Annotated in this window: 15 protein-coding genes; 6 read left to right on the top strand and 9 right to left on the bottom strand. The window is 71.7% G+C overall.

Annotation, left to right across the window (positions count from 1 at the left end; genetic code table 11):
- Position 1: 1 nt before the first annotated feature.
- The 6 genes from DT019_RS14225 to DT019_RS14200 form a co-directional block, all read right to left on the bottom strand.
- Positions 2 to 697, bottom strand: a complete 696-nt coding sequence (locus DT019_RS14225) for an ester cyclase (protein ID WP_114037151.1) — start codon at positions 695 to 697, stop codon at positions 2 to 4.
- 74 nt (positions 698 to 771) lie between these two features.
- A complete protein-coding gene (locus tag DT019_RS14220; RefSeq protein ID WP_114037150.1) occupies positions 772 to 1,800 on the bottom strand; it encodes a hydroxyacid dehydrogenase in 1,029 nt (342 codons plus the stop codon).
- A 59-nt stretch (positions 1,801 to 1,859) separates the two neighbouring features.
- Positions 1,860 to 2,786 carry a carbohydrate ABC transporter permease gene (locus DT019_RS14215; protein ID WP_114037149.1) on the bottom strand — a complete coding sequence of 309 codons (927 nt, stop codon included), beginning with the start codon at positions 2,784 to 2,786 and terminating at the stop codon, positions 1,860 to 1,862.
- Positions 2,783 to 3,751 (bottom strand): carbohydrate ABC transporter permease, encoded by a 969-nt coding sequence (locus DT019_RS14210; RefSeq protein WP_114037148.1) that lies wholly within the window; start codon positions 3,749 to 3,751, stop codon positions 2,783 to 2,785. The genes DT019_RS14215 and DT019_RS14210 overlap by 4 nt, the downstream gene beginning before the upstream one ends.
- A 101-nt stretch (positions 3,752 to 3,852) precedes the next feature.
- Positions 3,853 to 5,181, bottom strand: a complete 1,329-nt coding sequence (locus tag DT019_RS14205; RefSeq protein WP_114037147.1) for an ABC transporter substrate-binding protein — start codon at positions 5,179 to 5,181, stop codon at positions 3,853 to 3,855.
- A 159-nt stretch (positions 5,182 to 5,340) separates the two neighbouring features.
- Positions 5,341 to 6,480, bottom strand: coding sequence for a substrate-binding domain-containing protein (locus tag DT019_RS14200; protein WP_114037146.1), 1,140 nt, complete (start codon positions 6,478 to 6,480; stop codon positions 5,341 to 5,343).
- Positions 6,481 to 6,792: 312 nt separating this feature from the next.
- Between DT019_RS14200 and DT019_RS14195 the strand changes: the two genes are divergently transcribed.
- Positions 6,793 to 8,667 carry a DUF2264 domain-containing protein gene (locus tag DT019_RS14195; RefSeq protein ID WP_114037145.1) on the top strand — a complete coding sequence of 625 codons (1,875 nt, stop codon included), beginning with the start codon at positions 6,793 to 6,795 and terminating at the stop codon, positions 8,665 to 8,667.
- A gap of 82 nt (positions 8,668 to 8,749) precedes the next feature.
- On the opposite strand, the gene DT019_RS14190 is transcribed toward DT019_RS14195, so the two are convergent.
- Positions 8,750 to 9,523, bottom strand: a complete 774-nt coding sequence (locus DT019_RS14190) for an SDR family NAD(P)-dependent oxidoreductase (protein WP_114037144.1) — start codon at positions 9,521 to 9,523, stop codon at positions 8,750 to 8,752.
- Positions 9,524 to 9,692: 169 nt separating this feature from the next.
- Positions 9,693 to 10,361: an MOSC domain-containing protein gene (locus tag DT019_RS14185; protein WP_114037143.1), complete on the bottom strand. Its 669-nt coding sequence runs from the start codon at positions 10,359 to 10,361 to the stop codon at positions 9,693 to 9,695.
- 80 nt (positions 10,362 to 10,441) lie between these two features.
- On the opposite strand from DT019_RS14185, the gene DT019_RS14180 reads away from it, so the two are divergent.
- The gene (locus tag DT019_RS14180; protein WP_114037142.1) at positions 10,442 to 11,335 is read left to right on the top strand and encodes a LysR family transcriptional regulator; all 894 of its coding nucleotides are present in this window, start codon (positions 10,442 to 10,444) and stop codon (positions 11,333 to 11,335) included.
- Positions 11,336 to 11,429: 94 nt separating this feature from the next.
- Here DT019_RS14180 and DT019_RS14175 read toward each other — a convergent pair whose 3' ends face one another.
- Positions 11,430 to 11,750: a WhiB family transcriptional regulator gene (locus tag DT019_RS14175; RefSeq protein ID WP_114037141.1), complete on the bottom strand. Its 321-nt coding sequence runs from the start codon at positions 11,748 to 11,750 to the stop codon at positions 11,430 to 11,432.
- A gap of 426 nt (positions 11,751 to 12,176) precedes the next feature.
- On the opposite strand from DT019_RS14175, the gene DT019_RS14170 reads away from it, so the two are divergent.
- The 4 genes from DT019_RS14170 (at position 12,177) to DT019_RS14155 (ending at position 16,518) form a co-directional block, all read left to right on the top strand.
- The gene (locus tag DT019_RS14170) at positions 12,177 to 12,788 is read left to right on the top strand and encodes a response regulator transcription factor (RefSeq protein ID WP_003948568.1); all 612 of its coding nucleotides are present in this window, start codon (positions 12,177 to 12,179) and stop codon (positions 12,786 to 12,788) included.
- 254 nt (positions 12,789 to 13,042) lie between these two features.
- Positions 13,043 to 13,627: a sigma-70 family RNA polymerase sigma factor gene (locus DT019_RS14165; RefSeq protein ID WP_114037140.1), complete on the top strand. Its 585-nt coding sequence runs from the start codon at positions 13,043 to 13,045 to the stop codon at positions 13,625 to 13,627.
- Positions 13,628 to 13,780: 153 nt separating this feature from the next.
- Complete coding sequence (guaB, locus tag DT019_RS14160; RefSeq protein WP_114037139.1) at positions 13,781 to 15,286, top strand: IMP dehydrogenase; 1,506 nt, start codon at positions 13,781 to 13,783, stop codon at positions 15,284 to 15,286.
- 107 nt (positions 15,287 to 15,393) lie between these two features.
- Entirely contained in the window at positions 15,394 to 16,518 is a 1,125-nt protein-coding gene (locus tag DT019_RS14155; RefSeq protein ID WP_114037138.1) for a GuaB3 family IMP dehydrogenase-related protein, read from the top strand.
- Positions 16,519 to 16,604: the final 86 nt, after the last annotated feature.

Below are 16,604 nucleotides of genomic sequence, written 5' to 3'. Positions count from 1 at the left end.
CTCAGCCCTCCAAGCCCAGCTGCCTCATCAGCTTCAGGACGTCGTAGTGCCACCAGCCTTCCTGGATCCTGTCGTTCCGGAACCGGAAGATCGTGGTGCCGGTCAGACTGACCTGCCGGCCGGTGGCCGGGACGCCCCGGAAGTCACCGGTGTGGGTGCCGTTCAGGGTCCACAGCGTCACCACGTCGTCGCCCTCGCAGATCTGCCGGTCGAGTTCGAAGGCGAAGTCGAAGGCCGACCGCCATCCGGCGACGTCGTCGCGGATCTTGTCGGAGCCGACGACCGTGTCCTGCTCCTTGAGGATGTCGTGGTCGGCGTAGTCGTCCGCGAACACCTCGTCGATGGCGTCGAGGTTCCCGCCCGAGGCGATCTCGTGGAAGAACCGGCGGGCGGTTGAAGCGTTCAACTGGTCGTTGCGCACCACATCGAGGTCCGTGAAGGTGGGCGTGCCGTCGCAGAGCGCCACCATCTCCGCGAAGATCCGGTTGGTCTCGGGGAGTCCGGAGTTCGCCATCGCCTCCTCGTACGAGGGGAATTCGATGATCTCCACGTAGTGGGAGCCGTCGGAGCGGTCCTTGCCCACCACGCTGTGGGAGGCGGTCCGCCTGCCCTGGGTCTGCGCGACCCACTGGTCCATGAGCCGGTCCATGTCTCTGAACCGCTCGGTCCTGAAGTCGATCACCTGTGTGAAGGTCATGGCTCCTCCCGGCTGGCTCGGGGCGGGACACCTCCATCTTAGTGAGTTTTGCCCTGTTTGTACGGGGTGGCGGCTCACGCCGAGTGGTGCAGCGCCGCCGGAAGCACGGGGTGCGCGAACGGCACCCCGGCCGCGAACCGCTCCACCTCGTCCAGCGCCTGATCCGCCATGCGGTGCAGCTCGTTGCCGAGCGAGCCCGCGATGTGCGGGGTGATCAGCACGTTGGGCAGGTCGTACAACGGGCTCTCACGGGGCGGGAGTTCGGGGTCGGTCACGTCCAGGACGGCGTGCAGGCGGCCCGAGAGCAGCTCGGCGAGCAGGGCGGGCTCGTCCACCAGGGAGCCGCGCGCGGTGTTGATCAGGGTGGCGCCCGTCGGCATCAGGGCCAGCTGGCGCGCGCCGATCATGCGGTACGTCTCGGGCAGCTGCGGCGCGTGCACGGAGACGATTCCCGCGCGGGCGCACAGGTCGTCCAGGGGCACGGACGCGGCGCCGAACGTGGCCGCCTCGGCGGCGCTCACATACGGGTCGTACAGCAGGACCTCGAAGTCGAAGGGGCGCAGCAGCTCGATCACCCGGCGCCCGACGCGGGAGGCGCCGACCAGGCCGACCGTGCGCCGGTAGTTGCCGGTGCGGTCGCCCTCGCCCAGCCACTCGGGGGCGGTGCGCAGCTCGGCGTAGCGCCGCGCGGAGCCCAGCACGTCCTTGCCCGCGAACAGGATCGCGGCCAGCGTGTACTCGGCGACCGGCAGGGCGTTGGCGGCGGCGGCCGACGTCACCTCGATGCCGCGTTCCCAGCAGGCGTCGGTGATGTGGTGCTTGACGGAGCCCGCCGCGTGGACCACCGCGCGCAGGTGCGGGGCCGCGGCCAGGACGTCCGCGGTGAGCGGGGGAGCGCCCCAGCAGGTGAGCAGGATCCGGGCCTCGGCGAGGGCGGCCGCGACCGGGGCGGTGGGCGCGGCGAGGTCGTGCGCGACCAGGTGCGGGTCCGTGCGGGCGAGGGCGGTGAGCCGGGTGCGGTGGCGCTCGGCCAGGAGGCGGTCCGCGATGCCGGGACCCATCGCGAGCAGCAGGGCGGGCCGGTTGTCAGTGGTGTGGTGCATGGTGGGACGCGGGCTCCTCACGAGGCGCTGGGCCGGGGGTAACGGGGTTTCCGGGCCGGTCATTTGACGCTGCCGGCGGCGAGCCCGGCCTTCCAGTGCCGCTGGAGGGAGACGAAGGCGACGATCAGGGGGACGACGGCGAGGAGCGAGCCGGTGACGACGAGAGGGTAATAGCCCGGCTCGGCGTGGGTGTTGCTGTTCCAGGCGTACAGACCGAGGCTCAGCGGGAAGAGCTTCTGGTCGCTGAGCATGACCAGGGGGAGGAAGAAGTTGTTCCAGATCGCGGTGAACTGGAAGAGGAAGACGGTCACGAAGCCCGGCATCACCATGCGCAGACCGATCGACCAGAAGGTGCGCAGCTCGCCCGCCCCGTCGATACGGGCGGCCTCCAGGGCCTCGTCGGGGATGTAGCTCGCGCTGAACACCCGGGACAGATAGACCCCGAACGGATTGACCAGAACGGGGATGAGCACCGACCAGTACGTGTTGACCAGGCCGACCTTGCTGGCCAGGAGATACATCGGCAGGGCAAGGGCCGTGGTCGGCACCAGCACGCCGAGCAGCACGACGCCGAACAGCTTCTCCTTGCCCCGGAAGGCGTACTTGTCGAAGGCGTACCCCGCGGCGACGCTGACCAGCGCGCAGACGGCGGCGCCGCCGCCCGCGTACAGAAGGGAGTTGAGGTACCAGCGGAAGTAGACGCCGTCGTTGTACGAGGCGAGCTGCGACAGGTTGTGGCCGAGGTCGAAGCCCCTGAAGGAGAAGGCCTCGCCGGACAGCAGGCCGCCGGTGTCCTTGGTGGCGGCCGTGACCAGCCAGACCAGGGGGAACAGCGCGTAGAGGACGGACAGCAGCAGCGCGCCGTTGACGGCGGTCCTGGACAGCAGGCGGCTGGGCGCCCGGCGGGCCGCTCCGGTACGCGGCGGTCCGGCCGGGCGGGTGCGCCCGGTGGCCCCCGGTGCTCCGGTGGCGGTGGGGGAGGTCATGCCGTGGCGCCCTTCCGGTTGGTGAGGCGGGTGACGACGAAGGAGAGCAGGGCCGCGGCGAGCGCGAGGAGCACGGCCGAGGCGGCGGCGAGGCCGTAGTCGTTGCGGTTGAACGCGGCGGTGTAGGCGTACATGTTGGGCGTCCAGGTGGTGGTGACCGTGGCGCTGCCGCCCTGGTTAAGGATCAGCGGTTCGGTGAAGAGCTGGAGCGAGCCGATGACGGTGAAGAGCGCCACCATCGTCAACGAGGCCCGGATCAGCGGGAGTTTGATGCCGAGCGCGGTGCGCCACTCGCCGGCGCCGTCCATGGTGGCCGCTTCCAGGACGGAGCGGTCGATGGCCTGGAGCGCCGCGTAGAAGATGACCATGTTGTAGCCGAGCCATTCCCACAGCGCGATGTTGACGACGGAGGGGAGCGTGCCGCTGGAGGAGAAGAAGTCGAAGCCGATGCCGCCGGAGTCCAGGGCCTTCACGACGGGGCTGAGGCCCGGGGTGTAGAGGTAGACCCAGATCAGGGCCGCGATGATGCCGGGCACGGCGTGCGGCAGGAACAGCGCCAGCTGGAAGAAGCGGCGGGCGCGGGCCAGCGCCGAGTCGAGCAGCAGCGCGAGCGCGAGGGCGCCGCCGACCATCAGCGGGATGTAGACGACGCAGTAGCCGGCCAGTACCCAGAAGCCCTCGCGGAAGGCCCGGTCGCCCAGCGCCGCCGTGTAGTTGTCGAGCCCGCTGAACACGGACGTGGCGCCGCCGAAGCCGAGCCCCGACTGCTTCTCGGTGAACAGGCTCAGCCAGACCGCGTACCCGATCGGCACCACCGTCACGGCCGTGAACAGGACGAAGAACGGCGTGAGGAGCACCCCCGCCGCGGCGCCGGTACGGGCGCGGGCACCGCGGGGTGCCCGGCGGGCCGGGGCGGGGCCGGGCGCCCCGGCGCCTCCGGCCGTCGGGCCGCCGTCCCGCGTCATGGCCGGGTGGTCACCGCCCGCGCCGCCGGGAGGCCGTGCGCCGGGGGCCCCGCTCACCGGTCCGGTGGGTCCCGGGGGACGCCGCTTCGTCCTCATGGTGGTCAGCCCTCGACCTTCAGGCCGCGCTTCTTCAGCTCGGTCACGGTGGCGTCATGGGCGGCCCGGATGGCGTCCGTGATCTTCACGGAGCCACCGGCGACCTTGCCGAGCTGGTCCTTCAGCGTGGTGTTGGTGGTGCCCATGCTCGGGCCCCAGCCCCAGTTGGCGTTGATCGAGGCGCCCGCGGCGTCGAAGAGCCGGTAGATGTCCTGGCCGGTGTAGAAGCTCGCGTCGAAGGCCTTCTTGGCGGCCGGGCGCAGCGCGATGTCGGCGGGGAAGGCGCTCGACGTACCGGACTTGATGCGTGCGTCCACGCCCGCCTCGGTGGTCGACATCCACAGGGCGAACTCGACGGCCGCCTCGGCCTTCGAACTGCCCTTGGTCACGGCCCAGGTGGAGCCGCCGAGCATGCCGCTGGCCGGCTTGCCGTCCCAGCTGGGCACGGGGGCGACCGCCCACTTGCCGCTCTGGTCGGGCACGGTGCCCTTGAGGACGCCCGCCGCCCACGAGGCGCCGAGGTAGCCGACGGTGGAGCCGTCCTTGAGGGAGGCCGTCCACTCGGGGCTGAAGGAGACCGCGTTCTGGACGAGCTTGTCGTCGATCAGGCCCTGCCAGTAGTCGGCGACCTTGTTGGTGGCGGCGTCGGCGGTGTTGAGCTTCCAGGTGTCGCCGTCGGCCTTGAACCACTGGGCGCCGGCCTGCCAGGCCATCGCCTCGAAGGTGGTGGGGTCGTCGGGGAAGAAGGTGCCAATGCGGGCCTTGGGATCGGCGGCCTTGGCCTTCTGGGCGGCCGCCTTGAACTCGTCCCAGGTCCTGGGGACTTCGATCTTGTTCTTCTCGAAGAAGTCCTTGCGGTAGAAGTACGCCTGGGGCGCGGCGTCGAAGGGGATCGCCCAGTTCTTGCCGCCGAGCGTGGTCTGCTGGATCGACTGCGGCAGGAACCGCTTCTTCACGTCGTCGGTGACGTACTTGCCGATGTCCTGGAACGAGCCCTGGCTGACGAACTCCGGGAGCATCGGGTATTCGACGGTGACGAGGTCCGGGGCGTTGCCGGCCTTCACCGCGTTGGAGATCTTGGCGTAGCCGCCGGCGTTGCCGGAGGGTATCTGCTCGAACTTCACCTGGATGTTCTTGTGGGAGGCGTTGAAGGCGTCCACCACCTCCTTGGAGCCCTTCTGCCAGGCCCAGAACGTCAGGGTGACGGGCTTGTCGGCGGTGCCCTTGCCCGCGTCGCCCGACGTGCCGCCCCCGCCACCGCAGGCCGTGAGCAGGGCGAGAGCGGTGGCGGTGCCGACGAGGGCGGAGGTCGATCTGGTCCAACTGCGGCTCACGGAACGGCTCCTGAACGTGAGGGGACGAGGCGATGGCCGCGATCCTTGGCCCAGCGCCGACCGAAGTCAAGAGCGAAAGTTCGATTGATCGAAAAAAGATCAGGGAAAGCGTGAACGGTCGCGCAGTGGCAGCGGCGTGCTCCGGGAGCCCGGCGCAGCTCAGGCCCGTGCGCCCACCGAACCCCGCTCGGTGTCGGACGGCGCCCCGCACGAGGCCCGTACGCGCAGCCGCGGCAGCAGGTCGACATGGCGCCGCGGCGCCGCATCGCCGCCCGCGCCCCCGGCGCGCAGCCGCTCGATCAACAGCTCGGCGGCGTACCGCCCGACCTCGTGCTTGGGCGGGGCGACCGCGGTGAGCGGGATGTCCGCGAGCGCCGCCACCTCGTCGTCGTACGCCACCAGCGCGAGGTCCTGCGGCACCCGCACGCCCAGCTCGGCCAGGCGCTGCACGATCCGGATCGCGTCCACGTCGTTGTGCACGAGCGCGGCCGAGACCTGCCCGGCCAGCACCGCGGCGCGCAGCGCCCGCACGGCCCGCTCGAACCCGGCCGGGTCCGCCTCGGCCGAGACCGAACCGATCGCGGGGAGCGGCGGCTCCAGGCCGAGCGCGTCGAGCGCGTACCGGTATCCGGCGCGCACGGCGATCGCCGTCGGGCTGTCGGCGCGGGCCACGAGCAGCGGCGTCGCATGCCCGAGCCCGAGCAGATGGCGCACCGCGAGGAGCACGCCGTGGCTGTGGTCGGAGCAGACCCGGTCCAGGTCGTCCAGCTCCCGGCCGGGCACCCCGCGCCGCTCCAGGAGGACCGTCGGCACCGGGAGCCCGGCGATCCAGGCGCCGTGCTCGACCGGGTCGTCGGGCTCCTTCCAGCCCGGCGCGATCAGCAGTCCCTCGGCCCCGGCCGCGAGCAGCCCGGCCGCCCGGCCCGCGTCCTCCTGCGGCCGGTAGTCCGAGATCCGCAGGATCAGGCGCGCCCCCGCGGCGGCGGCCGCCTCGTGCGCACCCCGGATGACCTCGGCGAAGTAGTACGTGGCGTTCGGCGCCAGCATGCCGATGACGAGCTCGCGGGCGTCGGCGCCCCGGGACGGGCCGGGCTGTGCGGCGCCCTCCCCGGTACCCGGCCAGGACACCGAACCGTGCACCCGGTCGAGGCGCCCCTCGTTGGCCAGGAACTCGACGTCCCGGCGCACGGTCACCGGCGAGACGCCCAACTGGGCGGCGAGCTCCGAGACCCGGGCCGAGCCGCGCCCGCGCACCAGCTCCAGCAGTCGGTCATGACGTTCAGCAGCACTTTCCCGCACGGCGGCAGCCCCTTCGCGATGTGGTGGCCCGGTGGGCCATGACCCTAATGCACCGTGATCGAACGATGGGGGTTTCGATCATTCGGTCCGATCCATTGACGTTCGATCAAACAGAGTTCTAAGTTCCCAGGGATCCCCCGGACCGAGCGGGGCCCGGTCCGGACGCCGGGGCTCCGGCGGGACCACGGGACCCCGTTCCGGTCCCGGTCGGGTTCCGGCCGACCCTGCTCAGGACCCGGCGGGCCCCGGAGGACCCGGCGGGTCCCGCCGTCGCCGCCCGCCGTCCTCCGTCGCCGTCCTCAGGGGAGCATCATGCCCATCGCGTCCGAGAACCGGGAGCTCAGCCCGTACACCGGCTGGACCCGCGAGCACTGGGAGCGGTCGGCGGACGACTTCCTGCTGGCCGTGCGGCCCCACGCCTCGCCCGGCCTGGGCCTGATCAACCTCCCCGGCGCCCGGCCCAGTTGGTCGGGGCCGCGCTCGGACGGGCTGGAAGGCTATGCCCGCACCTGGCTGCTCGCGGCCCTGCGCGTGGCCGGAGCCGGGGGCGAGGACCCGCACGGCCACCTCGACCGGTACGCCGAGGGTCTGGCGTCAGGCACCCGACGGCCTGTTGCCACGGCCGAGTTGAGCCCTGCGTCCCCCGACGCCTGGCCGCTGACCACCCACGTGCGGCAGGCGATCGTCGAGGCGGCCTCCGTCGCCCTCGGCCTGCGCCTCACCCGCCCCTGGCTGTGGGACAAGCTCGACGACCGCACCCGCCGACGGACCGTCGACTGGCTGCTGCCCGCCCTCGGTCCGTCGCCGGTCGACAACAACTGGTGGCTGTTCGGCCTCACCGTCGCCGGGTTCCTCCTGGACGCGGGCATCGAGACCGGCCGCGCCGCCGCCACCATCGAGCGCGCCCTGGAACGCGTCGACCAGTGGTACCTCGGCGACGGCTGGTACAGCGACGGTCCCCATCGCGCCTTCGACCACTACAACGCCTGGGCCCTCCACTTCTATCCCGTGCTGCACGCCCACCTCGGCGGCGACCAGGAACTCCTGGACCGCTACGGCCCCCGGCTGCACGCCCAACTCAACGCCCACGCCCGCCTGTTCGGGGCCGACGGCGCCCCGATGCCGTACGGCCGCTCGCTGACCTACCGCTTCGCCGCCGCGGCCGCGCCCTGGCTCGGCGCGCTCACCGGACACACCCCGCTCAGCCCGGGAGCCACCCGCCGCCTCGCCTCGGGCACCCTGAAGTACTTCCTGGACCGCCCCGAGGGCCGGGGCGCGACCGACGCCGCCGGACTGCTCACCCTGGGCTGGCACGGCCCGTACCCGCCGGTGGTCCAGCACTACTCGGGCCCCGCCTCTCCGTACTGGGCGGCCAAGGGTTACCTCGGCCTGCTCCTGCCGCCCGGGCATCCCGTATGGACGGACGTCGAGGAGCCGCTGCCCGCCGAGACCGAGGACGCCGCCGTGGCCCTCGGGCCGCCCAACCTGCTGGTCCAGTCGACGGCCGCGGACGGCCTGGTCCGCCTCCACAACCACGGCAGCAACCACCACATCGACGGCGGCGCGGACGAGGACCCCTGCTACTCCCGCTTCGCCTACTCGACCGGCACCGGACCCACCTTCGACGGGGTGCCGGACAACCACTTCGGGCTGCTCCTCGACGGTGGGTCCACCACCCGCGGGCCCGCCGTCCCGCTCGGCTGCGGCCCCGGCTGGGCGGCCTCGCTGTCCGAGCCCCGGCCGGGCCCGCCCGGCGTGCGGATCGTCTCGGTCACCCTGGTGCACGGCCGCGCCGAACTCCGCGCGCACCTCGTCATCGGCGCCGCCCCCGGCACCCTGGTGCGCCAGACCGGCTGGGCCGCCACTCCCGGACGCACCGCCCAGCTGCACCCGGTGCACGGCTATCCGGCGCGGGCCCGCCAACTGCCCGGCGGATCGACCCTGTTCGGCGCGGCCCCGGCCATCCAGGCGCTGCACGGAGCGACCGGCACCGGGCCTTCGCTCTTCGTCGCACTCGCCTCCCTCACCGCGCTGCCGGACCCGGACCCGGTCCACACCCTCGCCGACGTCGAGGTCACCGGCCACACCGTCCGGGTGACCTGGCAGGACGGAACCGCCCGCCGGCTCGTGCTCGACTCCACCTCCCCGGCCGTCCGTACGGAGGACACGGAGGACACGGACAGCTGAGACCACGCCGGGCCACCGCAGCTGCCGCCACCGCAGCCGCCCGACCTCGGCTCCTATGCCGGGCTTCGCGGGCCCAAGTGGCTCACTTCGGGCCGTACTTGCGGCCCGTCTTGGAGGTGATCCCGCCGAGCAGACCGCGCGGCGCCAGCTTCACCGCGCCCATCAGCGCCTTGTAGCGCGGGTCGGGGATGGAGAGCGACTTGCCGCGCGCGAGGTCGGTCAGCGCGGCCGCCACCAGCTTGTCGGCGTCCAGCCACAGCCAGCCCGGGATGTTGTCGGTGCCCATGCCGGCCCGCTGGTGGAACTCGGTCCGCACGAACCCGGGGCACAGCGCCATCAGGCGCACCCCGGACCCCGCGAGGTCACGGGCCGCGCCCTGGGTGAACTGCACGACCCACGCCTTGGACGCGCCATAGGTGCCGCGCGGTACGAACGCGGCGACCGAGGCCACGTTGACGACCCCGCCGCGCCCGCGCTCGCGCATCGACGTGGTCGCCGCCGAGGTGAGGCGCAGCACCGCCTCGACATGCACCTTGATCATGGTCAGCTCGTCCGCCATCGACACTTCGAGGTAGCGGCCCTTGTTGCCGAACCCCGCGTTGTTGACCAGGAGGTCGACCGGCCGCCTCGGCTGCGAGAGCCGCGCCTCGACCGCGGCGATCCCGTCCTCCGTGGACAGGTCGGCGCTCAGCACCTCGGCCTCGATGCCGTGCCGGTCGTGCAGCTCGGTGGCCTGCTCGCTCAGCCGCTTGGTGTCCCGGGCCACCAGCACCAGATCGTGCCCATCGGCAGCGAGGCGCCGCGCGAACGCGGCGCCGATGCCCGCCGTCGCTCCCGTAATCAGTGCAGTCGTCATAGGCGCACGTTAATGCCCCCGGTGGGCGCCCGGTGACCGCCCCCGCCCGGCCGGACGACCGGCCCCGACCACCACGAACTGCCGCAAGAACGACAGTCCTTCGGGGACTTGTCGGGGTCTCGTCGCGGTCTTGTGCAGATCCTCGGGAGAAGCGGCCCGGAACCGGCACCTAGGCGCCCTGCCGGGCCAGGTACGTCCGTACGGCTTCCCGCGCCTCCGGCTCCAGGGCGTCCCCCGCTGCCAGGGTGCGCGGCAGCAGCGTCCGCTCGGTGGTGAACGCCCGGAACCAGAAGGCCACCGACACTTCGTGATCCGGCCGCGCGATCACCTCGACGGCGTCGCCCGCACGGATCTCGCCCGGTTCGATCACGCGCAGGTACGCTCCCGGGACGGCCGCCTGGGTGAAGCGCCGGACCCACCCCTTCTGGTCGAGCCAGCCGCCGAACGTGCGGCACGGGATGCGTCCGGAGGCTACTTCGAGCACCACGTCCCGGCCTATCCGCCAGCGCTCGCCGATCCGGGCACCGTTCACGTCGACGCCGTACGTCGTGAGGTTCTCGCCGAACGCGCCGTTGGGCAGCGCGCGGCCGAGCTCCCGCGCCCAGACGTCCAGGTCCTCGCGGGCGTAGGCGTAGACCGCCTGGTGGTCGCCGCCGTGATGGCGCAGGTCGCACACCTCGTCGCCCTCCACACCGCTGGCGCCCACGCCCTTGGGGCCCGGGGCGAAGACGCGGACCGCGCCGGTCACGGGCCGCTTGTCGATGCCGGTGACGCCGCCCTCGGCGTCGGTGTAGTCGGCGGCCTTCGCGCGGCCCAGGTTCACAGACAGAAGCTCCATGGGCGCAAGTTATCCGAGGCGGGCTCAAAGAAGCGACTGAGTTTTAGCCGCGTCCTCCAAGACTCGCTTATGATTGAGGAATGATCGAGGCCCGTCATCTCCGCGTCCTGCGCGCCGTCGCCGCCACCGGCTCCTTCTCGGCGGCGGCCCGCGAGCTGGGCTGCACCCAGCCCGCCGTCAGCCAGCAGATGAAGGCCCTCGAATCGTCCGCGGGCACCCCGCTGCTGATCCGCACCGGGCGCGAGATGCGCCTCACCCAGGCCGGTGAGGTGCTGGTACGGCACGCCGCCGGCATCCTCGCCGGGCTGACCGCAGCGGAGGAGGAGGTCGCCGCCATCGCGGGACTGCGGGCCGGCCGGGTGCGCCTGGTCTCCTTCCCGAGCGGCTCCTCCACGCTCGTGCCAACCGCGCTCGCCGCCCTGCGCGCCGCCCACCCGGGCACCCGGGTCTCGCTCGTCGAGGCCGAGCCGCCGCGCTCGGTGGAGATGCTGCGCGAGGGCGACTGCGACATCGCGCTGGCCTTCCGGTACGGCTCGAACGCCACCGAGTGGGACGACCTGGTGGTGCGCCCGCTGCTCGTCGACCGCCTGGTCGGCCTGGTGTCCGAGGGGCACCCGCTGGCCGAGGCGGGCACCGTTGCCATCGGGGACCTCGCGGACGAGCCGTGGATCGCGGGCTGCCCGCGCTGTCGGCGCCAGCTGGTGGAGGTCTGCGAGGGGGCCGGGTTCACCCCGCGCATCGACTTCGCGACCGATGACTACCCGGCGGTGATCGGCCTGGTGGGCGCGGGGCTCGGGGTCGCGGTGCTGCCGGAGCTCGCGATCGAGTCCGTACGGCCCAAGGGTGCGCGCACGGTCACGGTCGAGCCCGCCGTCGAGCGCGAGATCGTCGCGCTCACCCTGCCCGACCTGGCCCAGGTCCCGGCGGTCGCGGCCACCCTGGATCAGCTCGCCAGGGCCGCGGCGCGCGACTGAGAGGGCACGGCGGCGCCGACGCCCGGCTCTGCCGGTGGTGCTGGGCCAAACGGAGCAGGAACGTTTCTTCTGGTCCGGTCCGATCCGGGGTGGATCAGGAGGGTCCCCCGGCGGGGGCGGCGGCCGTCACCAGGCGGTTGCGCGCCCTGCCCATGAGCTCCTCGCGCTCGTCCTCGGTGAGTCCGCCCCATACGCCGTAGGGCTCCCGGACCGCCAGGGCGTGGGCCGCGCACTGCGCCCGCACCGGGCAGCGCATGCACACCTCTTTCGCCGAACTCTCGCGCGCGCTCCGTGCCGCGCCGCGCTCGCCCTCCGGGTGGAAGAAGAGCGAGCTGTCGACCCCACGGCAGGCCGCGAGGAGCTGCCAGTCCCACAGATCGGCGTTCGGTCCGGGAAGGCGGGAGAAATCTGCCATTGCTCTTGTCCCCTTGAAACCGTGCTGAGGCGGATGGGCGGGCCGGTACAGGACGGGTGCGCGCGGAGGCTCATCCGAAACGTAGGTACCGACGAAGGTACATCTCCTGTGTAAGTAGATGTAAATATGACTCATTGGGAATCTAGCCGCAGACACCAGCAAAAGGGAAGAAAAGCCGCTAAATGGGGCATAGTCCGGAAAGTTGGACGGTGGCCGGTGAGACTCTCCTGCGTGTGCGCTTCCTCACGTAGAGTGCCGAACGTGCCCGCCGGACCCGTAACTCTTTCGAGTGACCGTCGTTGAGAGTGCGGAGGCGATTGAAAGAACAAGCGCTCGGGCAGGTGTCCGAGAGCGTCAATCGCACAGGTGACACATGTACCCAGCCTGGAGGCTCAAGGTGACGCGCATCAGCTGCGGAGGGCGGCCATGACATCAGTCCTCGTCTGCGACGACTCCCCGCTTGCCCGCGAGGCGCTCCGCCGCGCGGTTGCGACCGTGCCCGGCGTCGAGCGTGTGACGACGGCGGCCAACGGCGAGGAAGTCCTCCGCCGCTGGGGTGCCGACCGCTCGGACCTGATTCTGATGGACGTACGCATGCCCGGTCTGGGCGGTGTGGAGACCGTCCGCCGACTGCTGTCCGCGGACCCGGGCGCCCGGATCATCATGCTCACGGTCGCCGAGGATCTCGACGGGGTCGCGCTCGCGGTCGCCGCCGGGGCCCGCGGCTATCTGCACAAGGACGCCTCGCGCGCCGAGCTGCGGGCGACCGTCACCCAGGCGCTCGCCGACCCGACCTGGCGCCTCGCGCCGCGCAGGCTGCGCTCGGCCGAGATGGGTGCGGCGCCGACGCTCACGGCGCGTGAGATCCAGGTGCTCGAAGGCATGAGCCACGGCCGCTCCAACGCCGAGATCGGCCGCGAGCTGTTCCTCTCCGAGGACACGGTCAAGACGCATGCCCGACGGCTGTTCAAGAAGCTCGGCGCCTCGGACCGGGCGCACGCCGTCGCGCTCGGTTTCCGCTGGGGCCTGGTGCGCTGACGGCAGGTGCGACAGCCGGTCGGAGCCCCGTCCGCCTGCGGGCGGACGGGCCCGGTCGCCCCGCGAACGGCAGCAGTAGGTGTTGCTTCCGCCGCGATGCCGCATCCTTGTAGGTGTGGAGTTCCTCGGGGACAGGTCGGTCGAGCGGGAGGGGGGTGCAGGGGATGAGTTCCGGCGCACCCGCTCATAACGCTTCGGTGCACAACTACGGACGCGGTGCCGCGGACGGGGCGGCGCCGGGGCACCATGGATCGATGCGCGACGACGAGGCTGCGGCCCACGGGGTCATCGGTGCACTCGTCCACCGTGCTGTCGACGGCGACGAGCAGGCGACGCACGATCTGCTCGCGCATGTCCACCCCCTCGCTCTGCGCTATTGCCGCACCCGGCTCAACCGGCTGCCGGGTGATGCTCGCCACTTCGTCGAGGACCTCGCGCAGGAGGTCTGCGTCGCCGTCCTGATGGCGCTGCCGCGCTACCGCGACACCGGGCGCCCCTTCGAGGCCTTCGTCTTCGCCATCGCCTCGCACAAGGTGGCCGACCTCCAGCGCGCCGCGATGCGCCACCCCGGCTCGACCGCGGTGCCGTCCGACGAGATGCCGGAGCGGCCCGACGACTCGCTCGGCCCCGAGGAGCGCGCGCTGCTCAGCAGCGACGCGGAATGGGCCAAGAAGCTGCTCGCCAACCTTCCCGAGAACCAGCGCGAACTCCTGGTGCTGCGGGTCGCCGTCGGCCTCACCGCCGAGGAGACCGGCCAGATGCTCGGCATGTCGCCGGGCGCGGTCCGGGTCGCCCAGCACCGCGCCCTGAGCAGGCTGCGGGCCCTCGCCGAGCAGTAGCCGCGCCCCTGGGCACGTGACCTGCGTGCCGATCCCGTGCGACCCACGTGCGAACGTACAAAGAATCGCGATGATCTTGCTCGTGGAATGAGACACCCGCACAGCCCGTTAGCATGGACATCCGCACCGATCAAGGCCATTGGGGAAGGTGTCATGACTGCAAACGTCGACGGAGTGCCCGAGAAATTCGCGACGCTCGGGCTGACATACGACGACGTGCTGCTGCTGCCGGGCGCGTCCGACATGGCGCCCGACCAGATCGACACCTCCTCGTACCTCTCCAAGAACGTCAAGGTGAACGTCCCGCTGCTTTCGGCGGCCATGGACAAGGTCACCGAGGCGCGCATGGCCATCGCCATGGCCCGTCAGGGCGGCGCCGGTGTGCTGCACCGCAACCTCTCCATCGAGGACCAGGCCAACCAGGTCGACCTGGTGAAGCGCTCCGAGTCCGGCATGGTCACCGACCCGATCACGGTGCACCCGGACGCGACGCTGCGCGAGGCCGACGAGCTGTGCGCGAAGTTCCGCATCAGCGGCGTCCCGGTCACCGACTCGGCGGGCAAGCTGCTCGGCATCGTCACCAACCGCGACATGGCCTTCGAGTCGGACCGCAGCCGCCAGGTGCGCGAGGTCATGACGCCGATGCCGCTGGTCACCGGCAAGGTCGGCATCTCCGGCGTGGACGCCATGGAGCTGCTGCGCCGCCACAAGATCGAGAAGCTGCCGCTGGTCGACGACCAGGGCATCCTCAAGGGCCTCATCACGGTCAAGGACTTCGTCAAGGCCGAGAAGTACCCCAACGCCGCCAAGGACAAGGACGGCCGGCTGCTCGTCGGCGCGGCCGTCGGTGTCGCGGGCGACGCCTACGAGCGCGCCCAGGCGCTGATCGCCGCCGGTGTCGACTTCATCGTGGTGGACACCGCCCACGGCCACTCCCGCCTGGTCGGCGACATGGTCGCCAAGATCAAGTCGAACTCGTCGGGCGTCGACCTCATCGGCGGCAACATCGCCACCCGCGACGGCGCCCAGGCGCTCATCGACTCGGGCGTCGACGGCATCAAGGTCGGCGTCGGCCCCGGCTCCATCTGCACCACCCGCGTGGTCGCCGGCATCGGCGTCCCGCAGGTCACCGCGATCTACGAGGCCTCGCTCGCCGCCAAGGCCGCGGGTGTCCCGGTCATCGGCGACGGCGGCCTGCAGTACTCCGGCGACATCGCCAAGGCCCTGGTCGCGGGCGCCGACACGGTGATGCTCGGCTCGCTGCTGGCGGGCTGCGAGGAGTCCCCGGGCGAGCTGCTCTTCATCAACGGCAAGCAGTTCAAGTCGTACCGCGGCATGGGCTCGCTCGGCGCGATGCAGTCCCGCGGCGACCAGCGTTCGTTCTCCAAGGACCGGTACTTCCAGGAGACCGTGTCGACCGACGACAAGCTGATCCCCGAGGGCATCGAGGGCCAGGTGCCCTACCGCGGCCCGCTCTCGGCGGTCGTCCACCAGCTCGTCGGGGGTCTGCGCCAGTCGATGTTCTACGTCGGCGGCCGCACCGTCCCGGAGCTTCAGCAGAACGGCAAGTTCGTCCGGATCACCTCCGCGGGCCTCAAGGAGAGCCACCCGCACGACATCCAGATGACCGTCGAGGCGCCGAACTACAGCAGGAAGTAAGTCCGCAGCACGCGACGAGGGGCGGCCCGGGAGTTCCCGGGGCCGCCCCTCGCTCGTATGTCGGGGATACTGGAGCATGCAGACGTAGAGGGAAAGGCCCACACAACGTGACTGAGATCGAGATCGGGCGCGGCAAGCGCGGCCGCAGGGCGTACGCGTTCGACGACATCGCCATCGTCCCGAGCCGGCGCACCCGGGACCCGAAGGAGGTCTCGATCGCCTGGCAGATCGACGCCTACCGTTTCGAGCTGCCCTTCCTGGCCGCCCCCATGGACTCCGTGGTCTCGCCGCAGACGGCGATCCGCATCGGCGAGCTCGGCGGCCTCGGCGTGCTGAACCTCGAGGGGCTGTGGACCCGTTACGAGGACCCGCAGCCGCTGCTCGACGAGATCGCCCAGCTGGACGAGGCCACCGCGAGCCGCCGCCTCCAGGAGATCTACGCGGCGCCGATCAAGGAAGAGCTGATCGGGCAGCGCATCAAGGAGGTGCGCGACTCCGGTGTGGTCACCGCCGCCGCGCTCTCCCCGCAGCGCACCGCCCAGTTCTCCAAGGCGGTCGTGGACGCGGGGGTCGACATCTTCGTCATCCGCGGCACCACCGTCTCGGCCGAGCACGTCTCGGGCGCCGCGGAGCCGCTCAACCTGAAGCAGTTCATCTACGAGCTGGACGTCCCGGTCATCGTCGGCGGCTGCGCCACGTACACCGCGGCCCTGCACCTGATGCGCACCGGCGCGGCCGGCGTCCTGGTGGGCTTCGGCGGCGGCGCCGCGCACACCACGCGCAACGTGCTCGGCATCCAGGTGCCGATGGCCACCGCCGTGGCCGATGTCGCCGCGGCGCGCCGCGACTACATGGACGAGTCCGGCGGTCGCTATGTGCACGTCATCGCGGACGGTGGCGTCGGCTGGTCCGGCGACATCCCGAAGGCCGTCGCCTGCGGCGCCGACGCGGTGATGATGGGCTCCCCGCTGGCCCGTGCCACGGACGCGCCCGGCAAGGGCCACCACTGGGGCATGGAGGCCGTCCACGAGGACGTGCCGCGCGGCAAGCTCGTCGACCTGGGCATCGTCGGGACCACCGAGGAGATCCTCACCGGTCCCTCGCACACCCCGGACGGTTCGATGAACCTGTTCGGCGCCCTGCGCCGCTCGATGGCGACGACCGGCTACAGCGAGCTCAAGGAGTTCCAGCGGGTCGAGGTCACGGTGGCGGACGCCCAGCACAAGCGCTGAGGTTCGCACCGCGTCCCGCCCGTACGGGCACGGACATGAGGAAGGGCCCGTACCGCGACGAGCGGTACGGGCCCTTCTTCCGTGGC

The sequence above is a fragment of the Streptomyces sp. SDr-06 genome (assembly GCF_003324565.1).
In the GTDB taxonomy this organism is placed as follows: Bacteria; Actinomycetota; Actinomycetes; order Streptomycetales; family Streptomycetaceae; genus Streptomyces.
This window is presented reverse-complemented; position numbering and strand designations above follow the sequence as displayed.